This is a genomic window from Leifsonia sp. NPDC056824 (genome assembly GCF_042789575.1).
Lineage (GTDB): Bacteria > Actinomycetota > Actinomycetes > Actinomycetales > Microbacteriaceae > Leifsonia.
In genome coordinates, this window is sequence record NZ_JBHUAV010000001.1 from 283933 (window position 1) to 306643 (window position 22711).

General features: G+C 70.1%; 20 protein-coding genes. 5 read left to right on the plus strand and 15 right to left on the minus strand.

Annotated elements, in window-relative coordinates; all coding sequences use genetic code 11:
• Positions 1 to 37: 37 nt before the first annotated feature.
• The 3 genes from ACFRFH_RS01460 to ACFRFH_RS01470 form a co-directional block, all read right to left on the minus strand.
• Positions 38 to 1081 (minus strand): FUSC family protein, encoded by a 1044-nt coding sequence (locus ACFRFH_RS01460; RefSeq protein ID WP_382461254.1) that lies wholly within the window; start codon positions 1079 to 1081, stop codon positions 38 to 40.
• Entirely contained in the window at positions 1078 to 3597 is a 2520-nt protein-coding gene (locus tag ACFRFH_RS01465) for an ATP-dependent helicase (RefSeq protein ID WP_382461255.1), read from the minus strand. The genes ACFRFH_RS01460 and ACFRFH_RS01465 overlap by 4 nt, the downstream gene beginning before the upstream one ends.
• 69 nt (positions 3598 to 3666) lie before the next feature.
• The gene (locus ACFRFH_RS01470) at positions 3667 to 4734 is read right to left on the minus strand and encodes a glycerophosphodiester phosphodiesterase family protein (RefSeq protein WP_382461256.1); all 1068 of its coding nucleotides are present in this window, start codon (positions 4732 to 4734) and stop codon (positions 3667 to 3669) included.
• 64 nt (positions 4735 to 4798) lie between these two features.
• On the opposite strand from ACFRFH_RS01470, the gene ACFRFH_RS01475 reads away from it, so the two are divergent.
• Together ACFRFH_RS01475 and ACFRFH_RS01480 are read left to right on the plus strand one after the other, a co-directional pair.
• Positions 4799 to 5404: a hypothetical protein gene (locus tag ACFRFH_RS01475; protein WP_382461257.1), complete on the plus strand. Its 606-nt coding sequence runs from the start codon at positions 4799 to 4801 to the stop codon at positions 5402 to 5404.
• Positions 5405 to 5431: 27 nt separating this feature from the next.
• Positions 5432 to 6226: a Bax inhibitor-1/YccA family protein gene (locus ACFRFH_RS01480; protein WP_382461258.1), complete on the plus strand. Its 795-nt coding sequence runs from the start codon at positions 5432 to 5434 to the stop codon at positions 6224 to 6226.
• A 66-nt stretch (positions 6227 to 6292) separates the two neighbouring features.
• On the opposite strand, the gene guaA is transcribed toward ACFRFH_RS01480, so the two are convergent.
• From guaA to ACFRFH_RS01505, 5 genes are all read right to left on the minus strand, one after another.
• Positions 6293 to 7906, minus strand: coding sequence for a glutamine-hydrolyzing GMP synthase (gene guaA, locus ACFRFH_RS01485; RefSeq protein ID WP_382461259.1), 1614 nt, complete (start codon positions 7904 to 7906; stop codon positions 6293 to 6295).
• Positions 7907 to 7916: 10 nt separating this feature from the next.
• Positions 7917 to 8366 (minus strand): DUF3817 domain-containing protein, encoded by a 450-nt coding sequence (locus tag ACFRFH_RS01490; RefSeq protein WP_370054557.1) that lies wholly within the window; start codon positions 8364 to 8366, stop codon positions 7917 to 7919.
• Positions 8367 to 8370: 4 nt separating this feature from the next.
• Positions 8371 to 9177, minus strand: coding sequence for an SURF1 family cytochrome oxidase biogenesis protein (locus ACFRFH_RS01495; protein ID WP_382461260.1), 807 nt, complete (start codon positions 9175 to 9177; stop codon positions 8371 to 8373).
• A 69-nt stretch (positions 9178 to 9246) separates the two neighbouring features.
• Positions 9247 to 10611 (minus strand): cation:proton antiporter, encoded by a 1365-nt coding sequence (locus ACFRFH_RS01500; RefSeq protein WP_382461261.1) that lies wholly within the window; start codon positions 10609 to 10611, stop codon positions 9247 to 9249.
• Positions 10612 to 10614: 3 nt separating this feature from the next.
• Positions 10615 to 11142, minus strand: a complete 528-nt coding sequence (locus ACFRFH_RS01505) for a cation:proton antiporter regulatory subunit (protein ID WP_382461262.1) — start codon at positions 11140 to 11142, stop codon at positions 10615 to 10617.
• 114 nt (positions 11143 to 11256) lie between these two features.
• Here ACFRFH_RS01505 and ACFRFH_RS01510 point away from each other — a divergent pair, with 114 nt between their 5' ends.
• Both ACFRFH_RS01510 and ACFRFH_RS01515 read left to right on the plus strand, forming a co-directional pair.
• Positions 11257 to 11517: a type II toxin-antitoxin system Phd/YefM family antitoxin gene (locus ACFRFH_RS01510; RefSeq protein ID WP_345834092.1), complete on the plus strand. Its 261-nt coding sequence runs from the start codon at positions 11257 to 11259 to the stop codon at positions 11515 to 11517.
• Entirely contained in the window at positions 11514 to 11768 is a 255-nt protein-coding gene (locus tag ACFRFH_RS01515) for a type II toxin-antitoxin system RelE/ParE family toxin (RefSeq protein ID WP_382461263.1), read from the plus strand. Before ACFRFH_RS01510 ends, ACFRFH_RS01515 begins: the two co-directional genes overlap by 4 nt.
• Positions 11769 to 11771: 3 nt before the next feature.
• Here the strand turns inward: ACFRFH_RS01515 and ACFRFH_RS01520 are convergent, their stop codons facing one another.
• Complete coding sequence (locus ACFRFH_RS01520) at positions 11772 to 13655, minus strand: glycerol-3-phosphate dehydrogenase/oxidase (RefSeq protein WP_382461264.1); 1884 nt, start codon at positions 13653 to 13655, stop codon at positions 11772 to 11774.
• Positions 13656 to 13689: 34 nt separating this feature from the next.
• Positions 13690 to 14808 carry a GuaB3 family IMP dehydrogenase-related protein gene (locus tag ACFRFH_RS01525; RefSeq protein WP_382462715.1) on the minus strand — a complete coding sequence of 373 codons (1119 nt, stop codon included), beginning with the start codon at positions 14806 to 14808 and terminating at the stop codon, positions 13690 to 13692.
• Positions 14809 to 14853: 45 nt separating this feature from the next.
• Between ACFRFH_RS01525 and ACFRFH_RS01530 the strand changes: the two genes are divergently transcribed.
• Positions 14854 to 15996, plus strand: coding sequence for a MalY/PatB family protein (locus ACFRFH_RS01530; protein ID WP_382461265.1), 1143 nt, complete (start codon positions 14854 to 14856; stop codon positions 15994 to 15996).
• Between the two features lie 46 nt (positions 15997 to 16042).
• On the opposite strand, the gene ACFRFH_RS01535 is transcribed toward ACFRFH_RS01530, so the two are convergent.
• The 5 genes from ACFRFH_RS01535 to rarD form a co-directional block, all read right to left on the minus strand.
• The gene (locus tag ACFRFH_RS01535) at positions 16043 to 16456 is read right to left on the minus strand and encodes a hypothetical protein (protein WP_382461266.1); all 414 of its coding nucleotides are present in this window, start codon (positions 16454 to 16456) and stop codon (positions 16043 to 16045) included.
• Positions 16453 to 18141, minus strand: a complete 1689-nt coding sequence (locus ACFRFH_RS01540; RefSeq protein ID WP_382461267.1) for an ABC-F family ATP-binding cassette domain-containing protein — start codon at positions 18139 to 18141, stop codon at positions 16453 to 16455. Before ACFRFH_RS01540 ends, ACFRFH_RS01535 begins: the two co-directional genes overlap by 4 nt.
• A gap of 724 nt (positions 18142 to 18865) precedes the next feature.
• Positions 18866 to 20368, minus strand: coding sequence for an IMP dehydrogenase (guaB, locus tag ACFRFH_RS01545; RefSeq protein WP_382461268.1), 1503 nt, complete (start codon positions 20366 to 20368; stop codon positions 18866 to 18868).
• Positions 20369 to 20450: 82 nt separating this feature from the next.
• Positions 20451 to 21638, minus strand: coding sequence for a Fic family protein (locus ACFRFH_RS01550; RefSeq protein WP_382461269.1), 1188 nt, complete (start codon positions 21636 to 21638; stop codon positions 20451 to 20453).
• A gap of 77 nt (positions 21639 to 21715) precedes the next feature.
• Positions 21716 to 22651, minus strand: a complete 936-nt coding sequence (rarD, locus tag ACFRFH_RS01555; protein ID WP_382461270.1) for an EamA family transporter RarD — start codon at positions 22649 to 22651, stop codon at positions 21716 to 21718.
• Between the last annotated feature and the right edge of the window lie 60 nt (positions 22652 to 22711).

Consider the following 22711-nt stretch of genomic DNA (forward strand, 5'->3'; position numbering starts at 1 on the left):
CGACGCCTGGCGCGCATTTCTCCGGAAAAGACAGCGGCTAGGTGCGCGAGCGCTGGAGGAGGCGGGCGAGCAGCACCAGACCGATCCCGATCGCGGCGCCCAGCACGGTCTCGAGCACGCGGTCGAGGACCAGCGTGCCGAGCGGCGCCGGAGAGGCGAGGTGCGACACCGCGAGCGCCATCGGGGTGATGAACAGCAGCGCGTAGCCGTAGTGGCGGCCGACCAGCATCTCCGCGCAGAACTGGCAGACCACGATCACCGCGATCACCACCAGGGCCGGCGGAGACCACACCAGGACGAGCGCCGCGACGCCGACGCCCCCGATGGTTCCGAAGATCCGGTGGAGCGAGCGCGAGATCGAGTGCGCGGCGCGTGCGGGAGGGATGACGGCGACCACGCTCACGACCGCCCAATAGGCGTGGCCCAGCCCGAAGGCGAGGGCGATGCCTCCCGCCAGGAGCACACCGACAGCATTCTGCGCCGCGGTCAGCCAGACGCGGCGGTCGCGCAGGACGCTCGTGTCGATGCCCGGGCGGCGGTGCAGCTTCTTCAGGAGCACAGCACCCGTCCGCGCGGCGCGGTCGCCGGCAGCGCGGCGCAGCAGCCAGCCGGACATCGTCAGCAGCCACGAGAACGCCGCGACGGCGGCCGCGAGGCCGATCCGGCCCCAGGCCTCCGCCGCGGGCGTCGGGATCGCCGCGCAGACCAGCAGCGCGAACACGAAGAACAGCGGCTGCGCCGGCAGGAGCTGGAACGCGGTCGCGAAGAACGTCCCGATCACCACGACGGCCACCAGGAGCACCGCCGCCAGACACAACGGCTCCCCCAGCACCGCGACCAGAACACCGAGCGCGATGCTCGCCAGGAGCGCGACCGCCGCCACCGAGACGCTGCGGAGGCGGAGCCGGTAGGGCTCGTTGCGTCCGTACAGCGCCGTGAACGCGCCGAACGTGGCGTACGCGGCGAGATCGAGGCGTCCGACGGCCAGCAGGACCAACAGCGGCACCGCGACCGCGGCAGCGGCCCGGAAGCCGACCTCGACGCTCAGGGAGGCGAGCTGCTGCCTCGGCCGCAGCCTCACAGCTTGTCGATCGGTGCGATCTTGATGAGGAGCTTCTTCGCGCCCACCTTCTCGAACTGGACGTGCGCGACGCGCTTGGCCCCTTCGCCCGTGACGTTGGTCACCCGGCCGTCGCCGAAGTCCGCGTGCCGGATGCGATCGCCCGGCACGAGCTCCAGGTCGCCGTTGTCGCGGACCTTGCCGGTCACCCGGTTCGGCCACTCCGCCTTCGGGCGCTCGGCCGGCGTGCTGCCGCCGACCGGGTAGCTCTCGTTCCAACGTCCCGCCGTGCCGCCGATCCCGGGCCGGCGGGCGTTCAGCGCGCGCGACTGCGAGCCGCCGCGGCCGTTGGCCGCACCCGGCGACTGGCGCCAGTCGATCAGGTCCGCCGGGATCTCCTGCAGGTACCGGCTCGGCATCGCGACCGCCGTCTCGCCGAACTGCGCGCGCGTCATGGCGAGCGACAGGAACAGCCGCTTCTTGGCGCGCGTGATCCCCACGTAGAACAGCCGCCGCTCCTCCGCAGGCCCGCCCGGCTCGTTGGCCGACATCCGGTGCGGGAGGAGGTCCTCCTCGATGCCCGTCAGGAACACCGCGTCGTACTCCAGCCCCTTGGCGGTGTGCAGCGTCATCAGCGACACCGAGCCGCTGGAGTCGTCGATCTCGTCCGCCGCCGCGACCAGTGACACCTCGGTGAGGAAGTCGACCAGGGTGCCGTCCGGGTTGTTGCGCGCGAACTCGCGGGTCACCGCGACGAGCTCGTCCACGTTCTCGGCGCGCGCCTCGTCCTGCGGGTCGCGGCTCTTGCGGAGCACTTCCAGGTAGCCGCTGCCGTCGAGCAGGAAGGTGAGCACGTCCGCGACCGACGCGGCACCGGCCGGGTTGGCCGGGTCGATCTTCGCCGCGGCCTCGTCCAGCAGCCCGGAGAGCTGCAGGATGGCGCCGGTCACCTTCGGCCCCAGTCCCAGCGACCCGGCGTCGCGCATGGCATCGCGGAACGTGAAGCCGTTGTCCTCCGCGTAGCTCGCGAGCTGCGTCTCGGTCGCCGGCCCGATGCCGCGCTTGGGCGTGTTCAGGATGCGGCGGAGGGCCAGGGTGTCGTCCGGGTTGGCGACCGTGATCAGGTACGCCATCGAGTCCTTGATCTCGGCTCGCTCGTAGAACTTCGTGCCGCCCATCACCTTGTAGGGCAGCGCCGAGCGGATGAAGATCTCCTCCAGCGCACGGGTCTGGGCGTTGGTGCGGTAGAAGACCGCCATGTCCTTGTAGTCCATGCCCGCGGCGTGCAGCTTCTCGATCTCGTCGGCGACGAACTGCGCCTCGTCGTGACCCGAGTAGCCGGTGTAGCCGACGATCTTGTCGCCGTCGCCGACCGCCGTCCACAGCTTCTTGTCCTTGCGGTCGAAGTTGTTGGCGATCACGGCATTGGCGGCGCTCAGGATGTTCTGCGTCGACCGGTAGTTCTGCTCCAGCAGCACCACCTTGGCGCCGGTGAAATCCCGCTCGAACTCCACGATGTTGCGGATGTCCGCGCCGCGGAACGCGTAGATGGACTGGTCCGAGTCGCCGACAACGGTCAGCGACGCCCCAGGGATGGCGCCGACCACGTCGCGCAGCTTGCTGACGTTGCGGCCGTGCTGCTCCATCTCCTCCGCGACGTCGGGCGCGACCGGCATGGTCAGCTCGCGGATGAGCGAGTACTGCGCGTGGTTGGTGTCCTGGTACTCGTCGACGAGGATGTGGCGGAACCGGGTCTGGTACAGCGCCGCCACCTTGGGGAAGGCACGGAAGAGGAAAACCGTCTCGGCGATGAGGTCGTCGAAGTCGAAGGCGTTGGCCCGGCGGAGCGCCCGCGTGTACTGCCGGAAGATCTCGAGGAACATCACCTCCTGCGGGTCGCTCAGGTTGGCCGAGCGCGCGTAGGTCTCGATGTCGGTCAGCTCGTTCTTGAGCTTGGAGATGCGGCCGGAGGTCCCCGCCACCGTGAAGCCGAGCGTGTCGGCGTCCAGCTCCTTGATGATCCGCTTGAGGAGCGCGCGGGTGTCGCCGGAGTCGTAGATCGTGAAGCTCTGGGTCTTGCCGATCGTCTCGGCCTCCCGGCGCAGGATGCGGACGCACGCCGAGTGGAACGTCGAGATCCACATGCCCTGCGCCCGTCCGCCGAGGAGCTGCTCGACGCGCTCGCGCATCTCGTTCGCCGCCTTGTTGGTGAACGTGATGGCGAGGATCTCGCTCGGCCACGCCTCGCGGCTCTCGATGAGCCCGGCGATCCGGCGGGTCAGGACGCTCGTCTTGCCCGACCCCGCGCCCGCGACGATGAGCAGCGCGGGCCCGCGGTACTCGGCCGCCTCGCGCTGCTGCGGGTTGAGCCCCGCGAACAGGCGCTCGTTCGGCCCGCGACGGCCGCCGCTTGCCCCGTCACGACCGTGGGCAGCACCGTCGCCGGGGCGCACGTCGCCCTCCCAGCCGTCGAGGATGATCGGCACGGAGGAGGGCACCGCGGAAGTGGAGGAGGGGGCGTCGGGAAGGCTCGTCATGTCTCCAGACATTTTAGCCGCCGCCACCGTCATCGCGGCCCGGCAGCGCAGTCGGGCGACAGGACGCGGTCAGCGCCCGTCGCGCACTGCCACCGCGAGATCGGGATGGTCGGCGAACACCCCGTCGACACCGGAGTGCAGCAGGATCGCGAACAGCCGCCGCCAATCCCCCCACTCGTCGTCGCGGCCGGCCTGACGGAACTCCGCCGGCAGCATCCCGTTCTCCGGCCGGAGCGTCCAGCAGTAGACGAACAGCCCGGCCGAGTGCGCGAGGTCGACCAGGTCGGACGTGACCGCGCCGATGTCGACGCCGCCTTCGTCCTCGCCGAACAGCCCGACCGCCACCGACCCCGAGTGGAGGATCTGGGAGACGTCCACGCTGATCCCGTCGACGCGCTCCGCCGGGGACGCCGCCGAGCCGAGGGCGTAGAGCCCGCGCAACGTCAGGTCGGAGGCGTAGCCGGGCGCCGCCGCCCCGAGCGACGCGACACGGTCGGCCGGCGCGCCCTCCGCCTCCAGCAGGTAGACGCGCTTCCCGCGGAAGCCGCCGTCGTGGAGGCGCCCCAGCACCGTCTTCTCGAAGCTCTCCGCGACGAGCCCGGGATGGTCGGACCAGCCGGCCGCGGCGAGCTCGGCCAGGAACAGCTCGTGCAGCGGAAGGCCCGCCGCCTCGAAGTAGGTGGCGTGCTTCAGCTCGGCGACCAGCCCGAGCGCCCTGCCCGCCGCGTCGGAGGCCGCATCGACGACCTCCAGGACGTCCGCGAGCCGCAGGATCGGGTAGCGGTCGTCGAAGGTCGCGCTCGCCTGGCGCAAGTGCGGCACGCGCTCCCGCGCCCGCAGCGTGGCGAGTTCGGCCCAGGTGAAGTCCTCGGTGAACCACCCGGTCAGCGGCAGGCCGTCGACCTCTTTGGTCGTGCGGCGGGACGCGAACTCGGGATGCTCGGCCACATTCGTCGTGCCGGAGATCTCGTTCTCGTGCCGCACCACCAGCACGCCGTCCTTGGTGGCGACCAGGTCGGGCTCGACCGAGTCCGCCCCGAGCGCGAACGCCAGCTCGTACGATGCCCGAGTGTGCTCCGGCCGGTATCCGGGCGCGCCGCGGTGACCGATGACGGACGGTCTGGAGCGGGCGCGCATGTGGCGATACTAGTCGGGCGCCGAAGCCGTTCCGGTGCGCACCTGCGGGTGACACAATCGGAGTGTGCCCGACCCCGACGGCCTCCCGACCCCGACCGCGCCGGCGCCCCTGCGCGAGAGCTCGGAGGCGCCCGGCGTCTGGCGCGAGCCGACGCGCGCGCTCGACCTGCACTGGGGAAGCTACCGCGGCCGGTGGATCGCCGGGCTCGCGATGATCGTCGTCGGCACGGCCTGCGTCCTGGTGACGACCACCTACAGCCTGCCGTTCCTGCTGGCCGGGTCGATCCTGCAGCCGGCGGGGTGGGCCGTGATGCCCTCCACGATCGGCCGGAGGGTGGCCGTGGTCGTCCCCGTGCTCGGCTTCAGCTGGCTGATGCTCGGCGGCTCCGGCTTCGCGTGGTGCTACGCCATCGTGCTGGCGGCGTGGCTGCTCGTGCGGCTCCGGCCGCTCCCGGCGTTCGCCGTGCTGCTGCTGCCGATCGCCGCCAGCCTGCTGCTCCCGCTGTTCGTGACGACGTACTGGCAGGGCTGGATCACCATCCTGGTCATGAGCGTCATCGTCGTGGGCTCGGCGTGGCTGGCCCGCGCCGGAGCGGTCGCACTCGATTCATGGCAATCTGTCAGATCCCTCAGAAACACAACCGATAGGTTGGACGCACCGAGACCGTAAGCGGTCCCCGACAGTAGCGAGGAACCCATGGCAACCTCCAATCCCGCCTTCTCCCAGAGCCCGGCGTTCCAGAACGGTGCGACGGACGCGGCGAGCGCGCAGAAACTCGAAGAACTCTTCAATTCGCCGTCCGCCACGTCGGCCGACACCGACCGGATGACGGTGGAGGACACCGTCCGCAAGACCGCGGTCAGCTTCGGCGTCCTGCTCGTCGGCACACTGCTCGGCTGGTGGGTGCCCGGCCTGTGGATCGCGGGCGCGCTCGTCGGGCTGGTCCTGGCGTTCGTGAACATCTTCCACAACCGCAAGAAGCTTCCCTCCGCCGGGCTCACGCTGGCCTACGCCGGCGCGCAGGGGCTCTTCATCGGCGGCATCTCCAAGTTCTACGAGGACTTCGCGAGCGGCGTCGTCATCCAGGCAGTGATCGGCACGATCGTCGTCGTGGGCGTCACCCTGGCCCTCTTCGCCAGCGGCAAGATCCGCGCCTCGGCGAGGGCGACGAAGATCTTCCTGATCGCGATGGTCGGCTACCTGATCTTCTCGCTGGTGAACATCGTGCTGATCTGGACCGGTGCGGTGCAGGACCCGTGGGGTCTCCGCGGCTCGGTCCACATCTTCGGCATCCCGCTCGGGCTCGTCATCGGCGTGCTGGTCGTCATCATGTGCGCGTACTCGCTCGTGCTCGACTTCGACATGATCCAGCAGGGCGTCAAGAACCGTGCGCCGCGCGCGTTCGGCTGGGCCGGCGCCTTCGGCATCATGGTCACCGTCGTCTGGCTGTACCTGGAGCTGCTGCGCATCTTCGCGATCTCCCGCAACTAGCCGCCACACGCAGAAGGGCCGGGATGCTGTCACAGCATCCCGGCCCTTCTCATGTCTAGGGGAGCGTCACTCCCATTCAATGGTCCCCGGCGGCTTCGACGTGACGTCGAGCACGACCCGGTTGACGCCGTCCACCTCATTGGTGATGCGGTTGGAGATCGTGGCCAGCAGGTCGTACGGCACGCGCGTCCAGTCGGCGGTCATCGCGTCCTCGCTGGAGACCGGGCGCAGCACGATCGGGTGGCCGTAGGTGCGGCCGTCGCCCATCACACCGACCGAGCGGACGTCCGCGAGCAGCACCACGGGGCACTGCCAGATCTCGGCGTCGAGGCCGGCGGCAGTGAGCTCGGCACGCACGATCGCGTCGGCGTCGCGGAGCAGGTCGAGACGCTCCTGCGTCACCTCGCCGACGATGCGGATGCCGAGTCCCGGGCCGGGGAACGGCTGGCGGCCGACGATGACCTCCGGCAGGCCCAGCTCGCGGCCGATCGCGCGCACCTCGTCCTTGAACAGGGTGCGCAGCGGCTCGACGAGCTCGAACTGGAGGTCCTCCGGGAGGCCGCCGACGTTGTGGTGGCTCTTGATGTTGGCCGTGCCCGTGCCGCCACCCGACTCCACCACGTCCGGGTAGAGCGTGCCCTGCACCAGGAAGCGGATCGGGTCGCCGTCGTTCTCCGCCTCCGCGATCAGGTCGGCCTGCGCCTTCTCGAACACGCGGATGAACTCGCGGCCGATGATCTTGCGCTTGGTCTCGGGGTCGGAGACGCCGGCGAGCGCGGACAGGAACTGCTCCTGCGCGTTCACCGTCACGAGCCGCACGCCGGTGGCGGCGACGTAGTCCTCCTCGACCTGGCGCGCCTCGTCCTTGCGGAGCAGGCCGTGGTCCACGAAAACGCAGACGAGCTGGTCGCCGACGGCCTTGTGCACGAGCGCGGCCGCGACGGCCGAGTCGACGCCGCCCGACAGCGCACAGAGCACGCGGCCGGTGCCGACCTGGGCGCGGATCGCGGCGACCTGGTCGGCGATCACGTTGCCGCTGTTCCAGTCGGCAGGGATGCCGGCGGCGCGGTGCAGGAAGTTCTCGAGCACGGCCTGGCCGTACTGGGAGTGCTTGACCTCCGGGTGCCACTGCACGCCGTACAGGCGGCGCTCCTCGTTCGCGAACGCCGCGACCGGGGTGTCGTCGGTGGAGGCGAGCACCTCGAAGCCCTCCGGCGCCCGGGAGACCGAGTCGCCGTGGCTCATCCACGCGGTCTGCTCGGCGGGCTGGCCGTCGAGGAGGCTGCCCGCGCCGTCCGTCGCGGCGCCCGAGACGCGCACGGCGGTCGAGCCGTACTCGCGGCGGCCGGTCTTCGCGACCTCGCCGCCGAGCGCCGTGGCCATGACCTGGAAGCCGTAGCAGATGCCGAGAACGGGCACGCCGAGCTCGAAGATCGCCTCGTCGAGGCGGGGCGCGCCCTCCTCGTACACACTGGAGGGGCCGCCGGAGAGGACGATGCCCGCGGGCCGCTTGGCCGCGACCTCCGCCGCCGTCACGGTGTGCGGCACGATCTCGGAGTAGACATTCGCCTCGCGCACGCGGCGGGCGATCAGCTGCGCGTACTGCGCGCCGAAGTCGACCACCAGGACCGGGCCGGCGGGCGCGGCCGAGTCGGCCCCGCCGAGGATGTCCGAGAACACTGCGTCGGTGCTAATTTGCGGCCTCCACGTACGTCGCTGCCTCGGCCTCGCGGCCGGCCAGATAGCTCTTGACCTGCTTGGTGATCCTGGCCTCCACGAAGAAGGACAGGAAGGGGATGACGCCGCCGAGGGCGATGGTGATGAACTTCGAGAACGGCCAGCGCATGAAGCTCCACAGCCGGAAGTCGGAGAACAGGTACACGACGTACAGCCAGCCGTGAGCGATCAGGATGCCGGTGCTGAGGTCGACGCCGGTCGGCGCCACCGCGGTCTTGACGGGCACGAACGTGAGCGTGCCGTAGTTGCTGAACGCGAAGAGCTGGAAGCCGAAGCCGTACTTCACGAGCATCTCCACGCAGAGCAGCAGGAGCATGATGCCGGTGACGTAGGCGAACACCTGGTAGAACTTCAGCGCCCCGCGGATCTTCGGGAAGTCTTCGAGTTTGGGAGCGAGGGGCATGGATTTATTCTACGTTCCCGGCGTGGGCCCTCGCGCCGTCGCCCGCGGCCGCCTCGGCCGCCAGCGCGCGCTCCTCGTCCTCCCGCTCCTTGGCGTCCCGGACGAGCCGGTACCAGAGGAAGATCGCGAACCCGGCGAAGATGATCCACTCGGCAGCGTAGAAGATGTTGAGCCAGTTGAGCTCGGTCTGCTGGATGGGCGGCGGCGAGTCGATCTTGTCCAGCCCGGCCGGCGGGGTGCGGTCGACGACGTACGCATTGTAGACGTCCATGCCGTCCACCCCGGTCCACAGGTTGTAGAGCTGGCCGACGCCGAGGGTCGTCATCGCGGTCGGGTTCTTCTTGTCGCCCGGTACCTGCGGCTGCTCGTCGGGGAGGATGCGGCCGACGATCTTCTGCGGCTCCTGCGGCTGCTCGGCGAGCCGGGCCATGACGGACTTCGCGGTCGCCTCGTCCGGCGCCCAGCCGCGGGCGACGGCGAGCGCGATCCGCTGACCGCCGCCGGCGTCCACGTCCACATGGGCGACGACCCACCAGCCGGACCTGCCGAAGTTGATCCGGTCGTACAGGAGCTGGTCGTCACCGGCGACGAACGTGCCGGTGAACTCCACGAGCTGGCCGACCGACTTGTCCGTCATCGGCCCGTTCGGCTTCGCAACCTGCGCGAGCGGGAGCACCGTCTCGGTCGGCGCGACGACGGCCTTGCCGGACTCGATCGCGCGTTCGAGCTGCCACTGGCCGAGCGCGGCGAACCCGGCGGCGAGCGCGAGCGCGAACACAAGGGCGCCGATCCAGCGGGGACGCAGCATCATCTGCAGCATGGTCGTGCCGCCCTGCGGCGCCTGCGCGCCGGCCGGGCTGCCGGGGGTGGTGTCGATGGGTCAGTCCCGCTTTCGTTCGACGGTCGTGTCCTGCTGCTGCATGGCCTGCTCGACGATCCGGTCCACAGCCTGGCGCGCGTCGCCGCGCCCGTCGTCGCGGCGCGTGTCGGAGTCGAGGTCCGCGGTGGCCGCCTCGACGAGTGCGATCTCCTCGTCGAGCATGGGATCGCGCTGCTTCCGCCGGTCGCGCCGCTTGGACGATCCGGACCGCAGAATCATCCCACCGATCTTCTCGGAGTTCGCTGCGAGGATCGGCCCCAGGACGGCCATGATCAGCACGTAGAGCCCCGCGAACGGCACGATGCGCGCGTCCAGCCCCGCACTGAGCGACAGCGTCGCCAGGATGAGCGCGAACTCCCCGCGGTTCTGCAGGATGACCGCGGTGTTGATGCCCGCCTGCGGACCGAAGCCGTTCAGCCACGCGACGAACTGCCCCGCAAGGATGTTGAGCACGAGCGTCATGGCCACCGCGATGAGCACCGGTCCGAGCACAGCGGGGAACTTCGCGGGGTCGAGCTCGAGCCCGAAGTTGAGGAAGAAGAACGCCGCGAACACATCGCGCAGCGGTATCGCGATGTGCTCGATCTTGTTGCGGTACTTCGTCGCGCCCAGCACGAGCCCGATCAGGAACGCCCCGATCGCGTCGGTGACGCCGAGGATCTCGCCGATCCCGGCGAACAGCACCGCGAGCCCGAAGAACAGGATCGTGAAGAGCTCGTCGTCCTTCGTGCGGAACAGCCGCGAGACGTACCTCCCGCCGAACCGGGCCAGCGTGAACATCACGACCAGGAACAGGAAGGCGACCGTCAGCTTGCCGACCACCGGCCAGAGCTGGGTCTCCCCGCTCAGCACCACCGACACGATCGCGAGGTAGATCGCGATGAAGATGTCCTCCACGACCGTCACGCCGAGGATCATCGGCGTCTCGGTGTTGGGGAGGCGGCGCAGCTCGATGAGCAGCTTGGTCACGATCGCCGACGACGACGTGGCCGTCATCCCGGCGATGATGAGGGCCTCCCTGGTGCCCCAGCCGACCCAGAAGCCGAACGCGAGCCCGACGCCCATGTTGATCAGGATGTAGGAGCCGCCGGAGACGACCAGCTTGCCGAAGTTGCCGAAGAACTCGTCCTGGTCGAACTCCAGCCCGAGGTTGAACAGCAGCAGGATGAGCCCGAAGACCGCGATGAGCTCGATGTAGTTGCTCTCGAAGTCGAGCGGGAACCAACCGGTGTGCGGGCTCGCCAGCAGGCCGACGAGCATGTAGATGGGGATCGCGGGGAGCCCCACCAGTTTGCCGAGGCGTCCGAGCACGTACGCGACGAGCAGCAGGATGCCGAGGATGATGAGGTCTTCTCCGAGATGCATCGATCAGCCTCCCGGCGGAGCGTCGGACGTGGCCCGTGCGGTCTGACCGGTGCGGAAGAACGCGAACGCCTTGGCGACCTTCTCGGGGGTGCCCGCGACGACGAGCGTGTCGCCGGGGAATACCTTGAAGTCGGGTGCCGGCGCCGGATTCGCGGAGTCCCCGCGCACGACGGCGACGACAGTGAGCCCGACGAAGCCGCGGTCGGCGGGCGCTCCGAGCTGCTGGCCGGCGATGTAGTCCTCGTAGTCGACGGAGAACCAGTCGATGCTGAGCCCGGGGATCTGGTCGAGCGCGGTGAGCGACTCGGTGATCTGTGTGCCGCCGAGGAGCTCGGCGAGAGTGTGCGCCTCGTCATCGTTGAGGCGCAGCGAGACCTTGGTCACGTCGGCGCCGTCCTCGTGATCGGAGAACGTGATCAGGTCGCTGTGCCCGGAGCGGTGGGCGATGACGCCGACCTTGCCCCCGTCGTCCGTGACGAACGTGTGCAACACCCCGACCCCGGGCAGTTTGACCCGTCGAACGTCAACCATTTTCCGTCTCCATCCGTCGCGGGCACTGGGTTACAGCCTACCGGAGGGAGGTTACTGATCGTACAAAATGCACGTATTGCTCTGAAATGTACAGAACGGTGCTAAAATCGCGCCGTGAACCAGATCGCCATCTCCGAAGCCCGCGCCCGGCTGTCGTCGCTCATCGACGAGTCGCACACCGAGCCTGTCTATCTGACCCGCCGTGAGCGCGCGGTCGCCGCGATCGTCGACGCCGACCAGCTCAAGCACCTCCTGGAGGACGCCGAGGAGCTCGCCGACATCCGCGCCGTCGACGCAGCGTGGGAGGAGACGGAACGGCTGCGCGAGACGCCCGTCCCATGGGAGGACGTCAAGCGCGAGCTCGGTCTCGCGTGAGCTACGCGGTTCAGCTCCTCCCCGCCGCGATCCGTTCCATCAAGAAGCTCCCGCCCGAAGGCAAGCGCCGGGTTCAGGCGGTCATCGAGCTGCTCGGCGACGATCCCCGGCCTCCCGCGGCGAAGAAGCTCAGCGGGCGCGTCGAGTGGCGTGTCCGCTCCGGCGACTATCGCGTGCTGTACCGCATCGAGGACGCCATCCTGACGGTTGTCGTCGTAGATGCCGGCCACCGGCGCGAGATCTATCGCTGAGGCTCACTCCTCCTTCGGAGGTGCGTCGGCGGCCTCCTCTGCGGACGCTTTCGCCGCCGCCTTCGCAGCCGGCGTCTTCCCCGACGCCGCCCTCGCCGTGCGCGTGACCGCGCCCGCCTTCGCCGCAGCCGCATCCACGTCCACGATGTCCGGCGCCTCCAGGCGCACCCGGTCGGCCGACTCGTCGTCCGGCTGCTGCTGGCTGGCGCGTTCGGCGGCGACTCGCTTCAGGTAGGTCTGCACCTCGCGCTCCTCGCGGCCGGAGTCCCAGCCGAGCACCCCGGCCATCAGCGACGCCGCGACGGGCGCCGCGGAAACGCCGCGGTCCCAGGCCTCGATCGAGATGCGGGTGCGGCGCGCGAGCACGTCCTCCAGGTGGAGGGCGCCCTCGTGACTGGCCGCGTAGACGACCTCCGCGCCGATGTAGTCGTCGGCGCCGGGCAGCGGCTGGGCCAGCGACGGGTCGTCGCGGACGAGGGCCAGGATGTCCTCCGTCATCGTCCCGTAGCGGTTGAGCAGGTGCTCCACGCGCGCCGGGTGGAGGCCGGACTCGCTCGCGATGCGGCCGCGCCGGTTCCACGCGGCCTGGTAGCCCTCCGCTCCGACGAGCGGGATCTCCATCGTCGTGCTCGCCGGGATCTTGCCGTCGAGCGCCGACACCGCGGCGTCGATCGCGTCCTTCGCCATCACCCGGTACGTCGTCCACTTGCCGCCGGCGATCACGACCAGGCCGGGCACCGAGTGGGCGACGAGGTGCTCGCGCGACAGCTTGGACGTCTCCTCCGACTCGCCCGCCAGCAGCGGGCGCAGGCCGGCGTACACGCCCTCCACGTCCTCCCGGGTCAGCGGGACGTTCAACACCTGGTTGACGTGCGCGAGCAGATAGTCGATGTCGGCCGCCGTCGCCGCCGGGTGCGCCTTGTCGAGGTGCCAGTCGGTGTCGGTCGTGCCGATCAGCCAGTGCCGGCCCCACGGGATGACGAAGAGCACGCTCTTCTCGGTGCGCAGGATCAGGCCCATCTTGGACTGGAAGCGGTCGCGCGGCACCACGAGGTGGATGCCCTTCGACGCGCGCACCTTGAACTGGCCGCGCTCCCCCACCATCGACTGGGTGTCGTCCGTCCAGACGCCGGTCGCGTTGACGACCTGCTTCGCGCGGATCTCGAACCGCTCACCGGTCTCCTGGTCGACCGCCTGCACGCCGACCACCCGCTCCCCGACCTTGAGGAAGCCCTCGACCCGCACGCGCGGGGCGACGTGGGCGCCGTAGTGGGCCGCGGTCCGCGCGAGCGTGGCCGTATACCGGGCGTCGTCGACCTGTGCGTCGTAGTAGGTGATGCCGCCGACCAGCGCGCTCGGCGCCATGCTCGGGATGGCCTTGAGCACCTGCCGCTTGCTGAGGTGACGGTGGTGCGGCACCCCCGGCGGGCGCAGGCCGCTGTAGGAGAAGATGTCGTACAGCATCATGCCGGCGCCGATGTAGAACCGCTCGTACACGCGCTTGTGCAGCGGGTAGAGGAAGCGGACGGGCTTGACCAGGTGCGGGGCGATGCGCTGCAGCAGGAGGCCGCGCTCGATCAGCGCCTCCCGCACGAGCCCGAAGTCGAGCTGCTCCAGGTAGCGGATGCCGCCGTGGACCAGCTTGGACGACCGGCTGGAGGTGCCGGACGCGAAGTCGCGGGCCTCCACCAGGCCGACGCTCAGCCCGCGGGTGACCGCGTCGACCGCGCTGCCCACGCCGACGATGCCGCCGCCGACCACGAGGATGTCGAGCTCGGTGTTCTTGAGCGCCTCGATCGCCGCGGCGCGCTCGGCGGGGCCGAGGCGTGAGGGGTAGCCCACCGCTGTCGACTGCGCAGTGGTGCCGGACGGGGATGACGTCGCCATCGTTTCCTCCTCCCCGGCCGCCTTCGGCCAGGACCTAGTGCGTCTGATACGGCGCGACGACCACCTCGACGCGCTGGAACTCCTTCAAGTCCGAGTATCCCGTCGTTGCCATGCTCCTGCGCAAGGCCCCCACGAGATTCGCAGTTCCCTCGGCGACCGGCGCCGGGCCGTACAGGATCTCCTCGAGCGGAGCGACCTGGCCCACCGCGACCCGGTTGCCACGGGGAAGCTGCGGGTGGTGCGCCTCCGCACCCCAGTGCCAGCCGCCTCCCGGCGCGTCGGTCGCGCGCGCGAGCGTGGTGCCGAGCATGACGGCGTCGGCGCCGCACGCGATGGCCTTGACGATGTCACCCGAGCTGCCGAGGCCGCCGTCGGCGATGACGTGCACGTAGCGGCCGCCCGACTCGTCCATGTAGTCGCGGCGGGCGCCGGCGACGTCCGCGACGGCCGTGGCCATCGGGGCGTGGATGCCGAGCGTCGAGCGGGTGGTGGAGGCCGCGCCCCCGCCGAAGCCGACGAGCACGCCGGCCGCGCCCGTGCGCATGAGGTGCAGGGCCGCAGTGTAGGTCGCGGCGCCGCCGACGATCACGGGGACGTCGAGTTCGTAGATGAACTTCTTGAGGTTGAGCGGCTCGACCTGCTTCGAGACGTGCTCGGCGGAGACCGTGGTGCCGCGGATGACGAACAGGTCGACCCCGGCCTCCACGACGGTCTGGTAGAGCTCCTGGGTGCGCTGCGGCGAGAGCGCGCCGGCGACGGTGACGCCGCCCTCCCGGATCTCGGCGAGCCGGCGGGTGACCAGCTCGGGCTTGATCGGCTCGGAGTAGATCTCCTGCATGCGGCGGGTCGCCGTGTCGGCGGGCAGCTCGCGGATCTCGGCGAGCAGCGGCTCCGGGTCCTCGTAGCGGGTCCAGACGCCCTCCAGGTCGAGGACGCCGAGACCGCCGAGCTGGCCGATCATGATCGCGGTGGTCGGCGAGACCACCGAGTCCATGGGAGCGGCGATGAACGGGGTGGAGAACTGGTACGCGTCGATGGTCCAGGCGACCGAGACGTCCTCGGGGTCGCGGGTGCGCCGGCTGGGCACCACCGCGACGTCGTCGAAGGCGTACACGCGGCGGGCACGCTTGGCCCGCCCGATCTCAATCTCCATACTCACGGGTTCAGTCTATGGCGCGGCACTGGCAGAGTAGGCAGGGTGACCGTCGACGCCGAGCCCCTCGCCCGCCTCCGCCAGCGCACGAGCGAGAAGTGGACACTCTATCCGGACGACGTGCTCCCGCTGTTCGTGGCCGAGACGGACTACCCGCTGGCCCCGCCGATCGCCGCCGCGCTGCACGCCGCGATCGACCGCGGCGACACCGGCTACATCGGCGAGGACGACCACGCCAAGAGCGCCTTCGCCCGGTACGCGCAGGACACCTGGGGGTGGGAGGTCGACCCCGGCTCCGTCCTGACGACGACGGACGTGAGCGTGGTCATCGTGGAGGCGCTGCGCATGCTGATCGCGCCGGGCGACCGGGTGGTCATCACGCCGCCGGTCTACCCGCCGTTCTACGAGTTCATCCCGGAGTCGGGCGGCGTGGTCGAGGAGGTCCCGCTGCTCGACGACGGCACGTCCTGGTCGCTCGACCTCGACGGCCTGGAGCGCGCCTTCGCCGGCGGCGCCCGCGCCTTCCTGCTGTGTCACCCGCACAACCCGCTCGGCCTCGTCCACCCGCGGCCCGTCCTGGAGGCCGTGGCCGCGCTGGCCGCCCGGTACGACGTGGCCGTGGTGAGCGATGAGATCCACGCGCCGCTGACCCACTCGGACGAGACCTTCACGCCGTTCCTGACGGTGTCGGACGACGCCCGTCGCGTCGGTGTCGCGGCGCACTCGGCGAGCAAGGCGTGGAACCTCGCCGGGGTGAAGTGCGCACTGATGGTCGCGGCGTCGCCGTCGCGGGCGGCACAGCTCCACGGCCTCCCGGTGGAGGTGGAGGTGCGCACGAGCCTGCTCGGCCGGATCGCGACGGAGGCGGCCTTCGACGACAGCCGGGAGTGGCTGACCGGGACGCTGGAGTCGATCGAGGCGAACCGTGCGCTTCTGGGGCGGCTGCTGGCCGAGCACCTCCCGGAGGCCGTCTATCGAGAACCGCACGCGAGCTACCTGGCCTGGGTCGACTTCCGCGGCCTCGGCTGGGGCGACGAGCCCGCCGAGCGCATCCTGGAGGAGGCGCGGGTGGCGCTCGTGCGCGGGCTGGACTTCGGGCGCGAAGGGGCTGGGTTCGCGCGGGTCAACATCGCGTGCTCGCCGGAGGTGCTCACGGAGGCAGTGGAGCGGATCGCGCGCCTCCGCTAGAGCCGCCTCCCCCGCTCTTCCTCGTACGCCGAAGGGCACGTAGTTGTCACTTAGGGGCTCGGAAAGCGACAACAACGTGCCCCTCGTTGGGTTCGATGCGCGAACGCCGGTAGGACTCTCGCACCCGCCGCTGGCGCAGCCGCAGCCGGCGCCTGTCCTCCGGAAACCGAAATGCTCTGATCACGATCGTCCGCCCCTCCAGTTCGCTTGCGAGCCTGACCAGCAGCTTGTCGCCGTCGTCCTCCCACTCTGCGAGCGCTTCGGCATCCACTGTCTTGCCTTCAGGGTCCCGCGAGGCGACGTACGCATAGAGGTACTCCCAGCGGAGGTGCCACAACTGAAGATGGGCATCCAGCTCTTCGCTCAGCTCGAGGTCCTCAGCGTCCAGCGGCCCCTCGACACCCCACAGCGGCCAGGCGTGCCCCCACTCGTTCCACATCCAGACCTCGCGCACCGTCACCGCACCCGCTCCACCCGCTTCTCATCCCACACAGGCTCGTCCGCCTCGTACACGTTCCCGTCCGCCCCGAACACGAGGTACCGGTCGAAGCCGCGCGCGAACCAGCGGTCGTGCGTCACCGCGACGACGGTCCCCTCGTAGTCGGCGAGTCCGTCCTCCAGGGCCTCCCCCGACACCAGGTCCAGGTTGTCCGTCGGCTCGTCCAGGAGCAGGAGCGTCGCGCCCGACAGCTCCAGCAGCAGGATCTGGAGGCGCGCCTGCTGTCCGCCGGACAGCGACTCGAACGTCTGCTCGGCCGACGCCGCCAGGCCGTACCGATCGAGGACGCGGGAGGCTGCCTCCCGGGGCATGCCCGCGCGGCGGTCGTCGCCGCGGTGCAAGATGTCGAGGAGGGTCCGCCCGACCAGCTCGGGGTGCTCGTGGGCCTGCGCGAACAGGCCGGGTGCCACCCGTGCGCCGAGCTTCGCGACGCCGGAATGCGGCACAGGCGCGCCCGCGACCTCCGCCGAGGCGAGGTGGCCGGCCGACGGGTCGGGGTCGGTGCCTCCGGCGGCGAGGAGGCGCAGGAAGTGCGACTTGCCCGACCCGTTCGAGCCGAGCACCGCGATGCGCTCCCCGAACCAGACCTCCAGGTCGAACGGACGCATCAGACCGGTCAGCTCCAGCCCGTGGCACTCGATCACGCGGCGGCCGGTGCGGGAGCCGGTCAGGCGCATCCGGACGTTCTGCTCGCGCGGGCGCTCCTGCGGAGGCCCGGCCTGCTCGAACTTGGCCAGCCGGGTCTGCGCGGCCTGGTACGCGGAGGCGAGGTCGCTGTTGTACTTCGCCTTCTCCTTGAACCGCAGGACGAGGGCCTTCAGCTTGGCGTGCTCCTCGTCCCACCGCCGGCGGAGCTCCTCCAGCCGCGCCATCCGCTCCTCGCGGGCGGCGTGGTAGCCGCCGAAGCCGCCGCCGTGCGTCCAGGTCGTGTTGCCGGCGCCGCCGAGCTCCAGGGTGACGATCCGGTCGGCGGCGCGCGCCAGCAGCTCACGGTCGTGGGAGACCAGGAGCACGGTCTTCGGCGTCGAGCGGAGCTGCTCCTCCAGCCAGCGCTTGGCGGGGACGTCGAGGTAGTTGTCGGGCTCGTCCAGCAGCAGCACCTGCTCAGGACCGCGCAGCAGCGCCTCCAGGACGAGCCGTTTCTGTTCGCCGCCGGAGAGGTTTCGCACGCTGCGGTACTGGGCGCGCTCGAACGGGACGCCGAGGGCGGCGACGGTGCAGTGGTCCCAGACCACCTCCTGGTCGTAGCCGCCGGCGTCGGCGTAGTCGGTCAACGCGGTCGCGTAACGGAGCTGGGTGTCGGTCTCGTCGCGCTCGATGATCGCCTCCTCGGCGCCGGCAAGCGCCTCCGACGCCCGGCGGACGGCCCGGGGCGCGACGAGCACGAGGAGGTCGCGGACCGTCCGGTCGTCGCGGACGTGGCCGACGAACTGGTCCATCACGCCGAGGCCGCCGTCGATCACGACGCCGCCGCTCTCCGGCCGCAGCTCGCCGCGGATGATCCGCAGCAGCGTCGACTTGCCCGCGCCGTTCGCGCCGATCAGCGCGGAGACGCTGCCGTCCCCGACCCGGAACGACACGTCGTCCAGGAGCGGCCTCCCGTCGGCGAGCGCGTACGAGACGCCCGAGACGTCGATGTGACCCATGACCCCGCCTTCCCCGCAAAGCCTTCCAGCCTAGCCGACCCCACCGCCCACGCCCAGCCCCGCCAACAACAACATCCCCACCCACGCACCCCGATCCGCAGACAACGGAGGAGATCCGAGCCCACCACGGCCGAATCTCCTCCGTTACCTGGCACTCACGGCGTCCCCCGACCGGATGTCCTCCGTTCGCGACGGCCGTCGCCAACGGAGGACATCCCCATCCGCGACCTCCCGAAACGCATACAACGGAGGAGAACCGAGCCCATCGGGGCCGGATTTCCTCCGTTACGTCACGTCCACGGCCTCCCGTGACCGGATGTCTTCCGTTCGCGACCGACGTCGGCAACGAGGACATCCCCATCCGCGACCTCCCGAAACGCAGACATGGAGGAGAACCGGACCCATCGGGGCCGCATCTCCTCCGTTATCCGACGCTCACGACCTCCAGCAACCGGAGGTCCTCCGTTTGCGACGGGAGTAGGTAGCGGAGGAGATTTCCCATCCGCGCCCCGCAGAAGCGCAGACAACTGAGGAGAACCGAGCCGATCGAGGCCGGATCTCCTCCGTTGCCCGACGCTTACGGCCTCCAGCGGCAGGATGTCCTCCGTTGGCGACCGGCGGCGGCAACGGAGGACATCCCGGGTCGGAGACCCCCGAAACGCAGACAACGGAGGAGATCCGAGCCCATCAGGGCCGGATCTCCTCCGTTGGCGGCGGAGGTGGGTCAGCGGCGGTAGTTGGGGGCCTCCACGACCATCTGGATGTCGTGGGGGTGCGACTCCTTAAGGCCGGCCGCGGTGATCCGGACGAAGCGGCCGCGGTCCTTCAGCTCGGGGATGGTGCGCGCGCCGACGTAGAACATCGACTGGCGGAGGCCGCCGACCAGCTGGTACGCCACGGCCGACAGCGGTCCGCGGTACGGCACCTGGCCCTCGATGCCCTCGGCGATGAGCTGCTCGTCGCTCGGGACGTCCGCCTGGAAGTACCGGTCGCGCGAGTACGAGGTCTTCTTGCCGCGGGTCTGGAGGGCGCCGAGCGACCCCATGCCGCGGTAGTTCTTGAACTGCTTGCCGTTGACGAACACGAGGTCGCCCGGCGACTCGGCCGTGCCGGCGAGCAGCGAGCCGAGCATGACGCTCTCCGCGCCCGCGACGAGCGCCTTGGCGATGTCGCCCGAGTACTGGAGGCCGCCGTCGGCGATGAGCGGGACGTCCGCCGCGCGCGCCGCAAGCGAGGCCTCGTAGACCGCGGTCACCTGCGGCACGCCGACACCGGCGACGACGCGGGTGGTGCAGATGGAGCCGGGCCCGACGCCGACCTTGATGGCGTCGGCACCCGCGTCGATCAGCGCCTGCGCGCCGGAGCGGGTCGCGACGTTGCCGCCGATGATGTCGACGTGCGACGCGCGCGGCTCGTGCTTGAGACGGTGGATGATGTCGAGCACGCCGGCGGAGTCGCCGTTGGCGGTGTCCACGACGATGACGTCCACGCCCGCGTCGACCAGGGTCATCGCGCGGTCCCACGCGTCGCCGAAGAAGCCGATCGCGGCGCCGACGCGGAGGCGGCCCTCGTCGTCCTTGGTGGCGAACGGGTACTTCTCGCTCTTGTCGAAGTCCTTGACGGTGATGAGCCCGCGCAGCCGGCCGTCGGCGTCCACGAGCGGGAGCTTCTCGATCTTGTGCTCGGCGAAGATGGCGACCGCGGAGTCGGGGTCGATGCCGACCGGCGCGGTGATGAGCGGCATCCGGGTCATCACGTCGCGCACCAGGGTGGTGGAGCGCTCGAACGGGGAGACGAACCGCATGTCGCGGTTGGTGATGATGCCGACGAGCTTGCCGTCGGCCTCCACGACCGGGAGGCCGGAGACGCGGAACTGCCCGCACAGGAGGTCGACCTCCTCGACGGTGGCGTCCGCGGTGGTGGTCACCGGGTTGGTGATCATGCCCGACTCGGACCGCTTCACCTTGTCGACGTTGGTCGCCTGGTCCTCGATGGAGAGGTTGCGGTGGATGATGCCGATGCCGCCATGCCTGGCCATCGCGACGGCCATGCGCGACTCGGTCACGGTGTCCATGGCGCTGGAGAGGAGCGGGGTCGCCATGCTGATCCGCTTGGTCAGGCGAGTCGAGGTGTCCGCCTCGCTCGGGATGACGTCGGTGTGCCCGGGAAGGAGCATGACGTCGTCGTAGGTCAAACCGATGAATCCGAACGGATCCGCCTGGTCCATTTCACCCCTATCAAGGTCGCGCGAGTTGTGGATGTCTCATCGTAACGGCACAAGCTGGGCGGTTATTCCGGGGTGGGAAGCGTCATGGCGCCTCTCTGCGACCAGCCCGCCTGGCGAATCCGTCGATGGCCGCCAGGATCTGGTCCGAGCGCCAGAACGGCCCGATGTCGTGCTCCGCTTTCGACTTGACGATCCCGGCGTCGAGGAGGGCCTTCATCGGCGGGTAGACGTTCGGAGGCTGCACGCCGAGCTCCCGCGCGACCGCGACCGCGTCCAGCACCGGGCGCCGCACGAGGATGTCGAGGATCTTCCACGCGTTGCTGTCGCGGCGTGCGGTCAGCCGCTCTCCCCACTCCGCACGGATTCCGTCGATGTCCGCCACCAAGCGCCGCGCGTTCCCGACGGCGCGCAGCGACGCGTCCGCGAAGGCCCGGACGATCGGGCTCACATCACCGCTGCGGTAGGCCGTGAGGGCAGCGTGGTAGCCCTCCACATCCGCGAGCAGCCCTGCCGACACCGGGACGGCGACGCTGCGCGTGATGCCGCGATGCCGCAGCATGGCCTGGGCCAGCGCACGCCCGGTACGGCCGTTGCCGTCGGTGAAGGGGTGGATGGTCTCGAACTGCGCATGAGCCACGGCGATGGCCACCAGCGACGGGACGTCAGGCCGGTCGGCGAACGCCACGAGGTCGTCGACGAGCGCGGGGACCCGTTCGCTTGCTGGCGCGACGAACTCGGCGCCCAACGGGCTGTCGGAACGCGTGCCGATCCACACGGCCTCCTGACGCCACTCCCCCGGCGTGTGCCTCGGCTGGTCGTGGAGCAGGACCTCGTGCATGGTGAGGATCGCGTCGACCGAGATGTCTTTGGAGAGGTCGAGCGCAGCTTGAAGGGATCGGGTGTTGGCGGCGATCTCCTGCGCGTTGCGGCCGGTCTTCCCGCCGAGCTCGGCACTGAAGATGGCTCGCGCCGACGCGGTCAGGTTCTCGATCTGGGAGGACGAAGCGGCCTCGGAGCGCAGCAGCACAGGAGCGAAGGCGCTCACGCGCGATCCGAGTTCGGCGTCGAACCTACTCAGCTCCCGGTCGGCCTCTTCGGCCGCCGCGAGGGTGGCGGCGTCGGGTTCCGGCCTCAACTCGGCGATCAGCGGTGGCACGGCAGCACGATAGCTGCGCCGGGCGGTCTGCCGCTCGGCCGCGGCTCCCCAGACCGTGCTGGGAATCCAGACGCGCTCTTCCCAGTCGAGAGCCGGCCAGGTAGCGGAAGTCATAATGCCTCCCGTCAGAATTATGAGCTAGACCATTAGCTCATAATACTCGTGGTGGGCATTATGAGCTAGCAACCCCCTCACTCCACCGTCGCGAGATCCAGCTCCGCCTGCTTCTTCCCCTGGCGGGCCGCCACGATCATGTCCACGCTGAGGATCGCGAGGGCCAGCCAGACGATCGCGAAGCCGATCCAGCGCTCGGGCGGCATCGCCTCGTTCAGCACAGCGACGCCGACGACGAACTGGATGAACGGCGCGAAGTACTGGATGAAGCCCATGTACACCAGCGGCAGTCGCCGGGAGGCCGCGGCGAAGAACAGCAGCGGCACGGCAGTGATCACGCCCGCGCCCACGAGGAGCACCGTGTGCCACGGGCCGTCGCTCCCGATCGTCAAGCCGACCGTGAGGCTCACGACCACGAGCTGCACGATCGCGACGGGCGTCAGCCACATCGTCTCCAGCGTCAGCCCGGAGACCGCGTCGACCCGGCCGCCGACGCGCTTCTTGATGAGGCCGTAGAAGCCGAACGAGAACGCGAGGATGAGTGCGATCCACGGGACCTGCCCGTAGCCGACCGCGAGCACGACGACGGCGATCACGCTGACGCCGACCGCCACCCACTGGGCGACGCGGAGGCGCTCGCGCTGCACGATCACGCCGAGGAACACCGTCACGATCGGGTTGATGAAGTAGCCGAGCGCGGCCTCCACGACGTGACCGCTGACCGTGGCCAGCACGTAGGTCTGCCAGTTGACGTAGATGAGCGCGCCGGCGAGGCCCATCGTGAACAGGACCCTGCGGTCCTTCAGGAGGGCGCCGAACGTGCGCCACGTCCGTGTGACGGTGAGCGCGATGGCGCAGAACACCAGCGAGAACAGCACCCGCCAGGCGACGATCTCCCACGCACTGGCCGGCGCGAGCGCCAGGAAGTAGATGGGGAGGATGCCCCAGAGGACGTAGGCGGAGATCGCGTAGGTCAGACCGGACCTGCGGTGTTCGGAGAGGGGCTGCGGCACTCCCACGACACTACTCCGAACCGGTGACACGGACGGACCCGGTGGAGGCCGCCGGGCTCC

Bases quoted from the DNA above. Each gene is read 5' to 3' on its own strand.
- ACFRFH_RS01465 (WP_382461255.1), bottom strand. From the start codon at position 3,597: ATGACGAGCCTTCCCGACGCCCCCTCCTCCACTTCCGCGGTGCCCTCC.
- ACFRFH_RS01470 (WP_382461256.1), bottom strand. From the start codon at position 4,734: ATGCGCGCCCGCTCCAGACCGTCCGTCATCGGTCACCGCGGCGCGCCC.
- ACFRFH_RS01480 (WP_382461258.1), top strand. From the start codon at position 5,432: ATGGCAACCTCCAATCCCGCCTTCTCCCAGAGCCCGGCGTTCCAGAAC.
- ACFRFH_RS01490 (WP_370054557.1), bottom strand. From the start codon at position 8,366: ATGCCCCTCGCTCCCAAACTCGAAGACTTCCCGAAGATCCGCGGGGCG.
- ACFRFH_RS01495 (WP_382461260.1), bottom strand. From the start codon at position 9,177: ATGATGCTGCGTCCCCGCTGGATCGGCGCCCTTGTGTTCGCGCTCGCG.
- ACFRFH_RS01500 (WP_382461261.1), bottom strand. From the start codon at position 10,611: ATGCATCTCGGAGAAGACCTCATCATCCTCGGCATCCTGCTGCTCGTC.
- ACFRFH_RS01505 (WP_382461262.1), bottom strand. From the start codon at position 11,142: ATGGTTGACGTTCGACGGGTCAAACTGCCCGGGGTCGGGGTGTTGCAC.
- ACFRFH_RS01520 (WP_382461264.1), bottom strand. From the start codon at position 13,655: ATGGCGACGTCATCCCCGTCCGGCACCACTGCGCAGTCGACAGCGGTG.
- ACFRFH_RS01525 (WP_382462715.1), bottom strand. From the start codon at position 14,808: ATGGAGATTGAGATCGGGCGGGCCAAGCGTGCCCGCCGCGTGTACGCC.
- ACFRFH_RS01540 (WP_382461267.1), bottom strand. From the start codon at position 18,141: ATGGGTCACATCGACGTCTCGGGCGTCTCGTACGCGCTCGCCGACGGG.
- guaB (WP_382461268.1), bottom strand. From the start codon at position 20,368: ATGGACCAGGCGGATCCGTTCGGATTCATCGGTTTGACCTACGACGAC.
- ACFRFH_RS01550 (WP_382461269.1), bottom strand. From the start codon at position 21,638: ATGACTTCCGCTACCTGGCCGGCTCTCGACTGGGAAGAGCGCGTCTGG.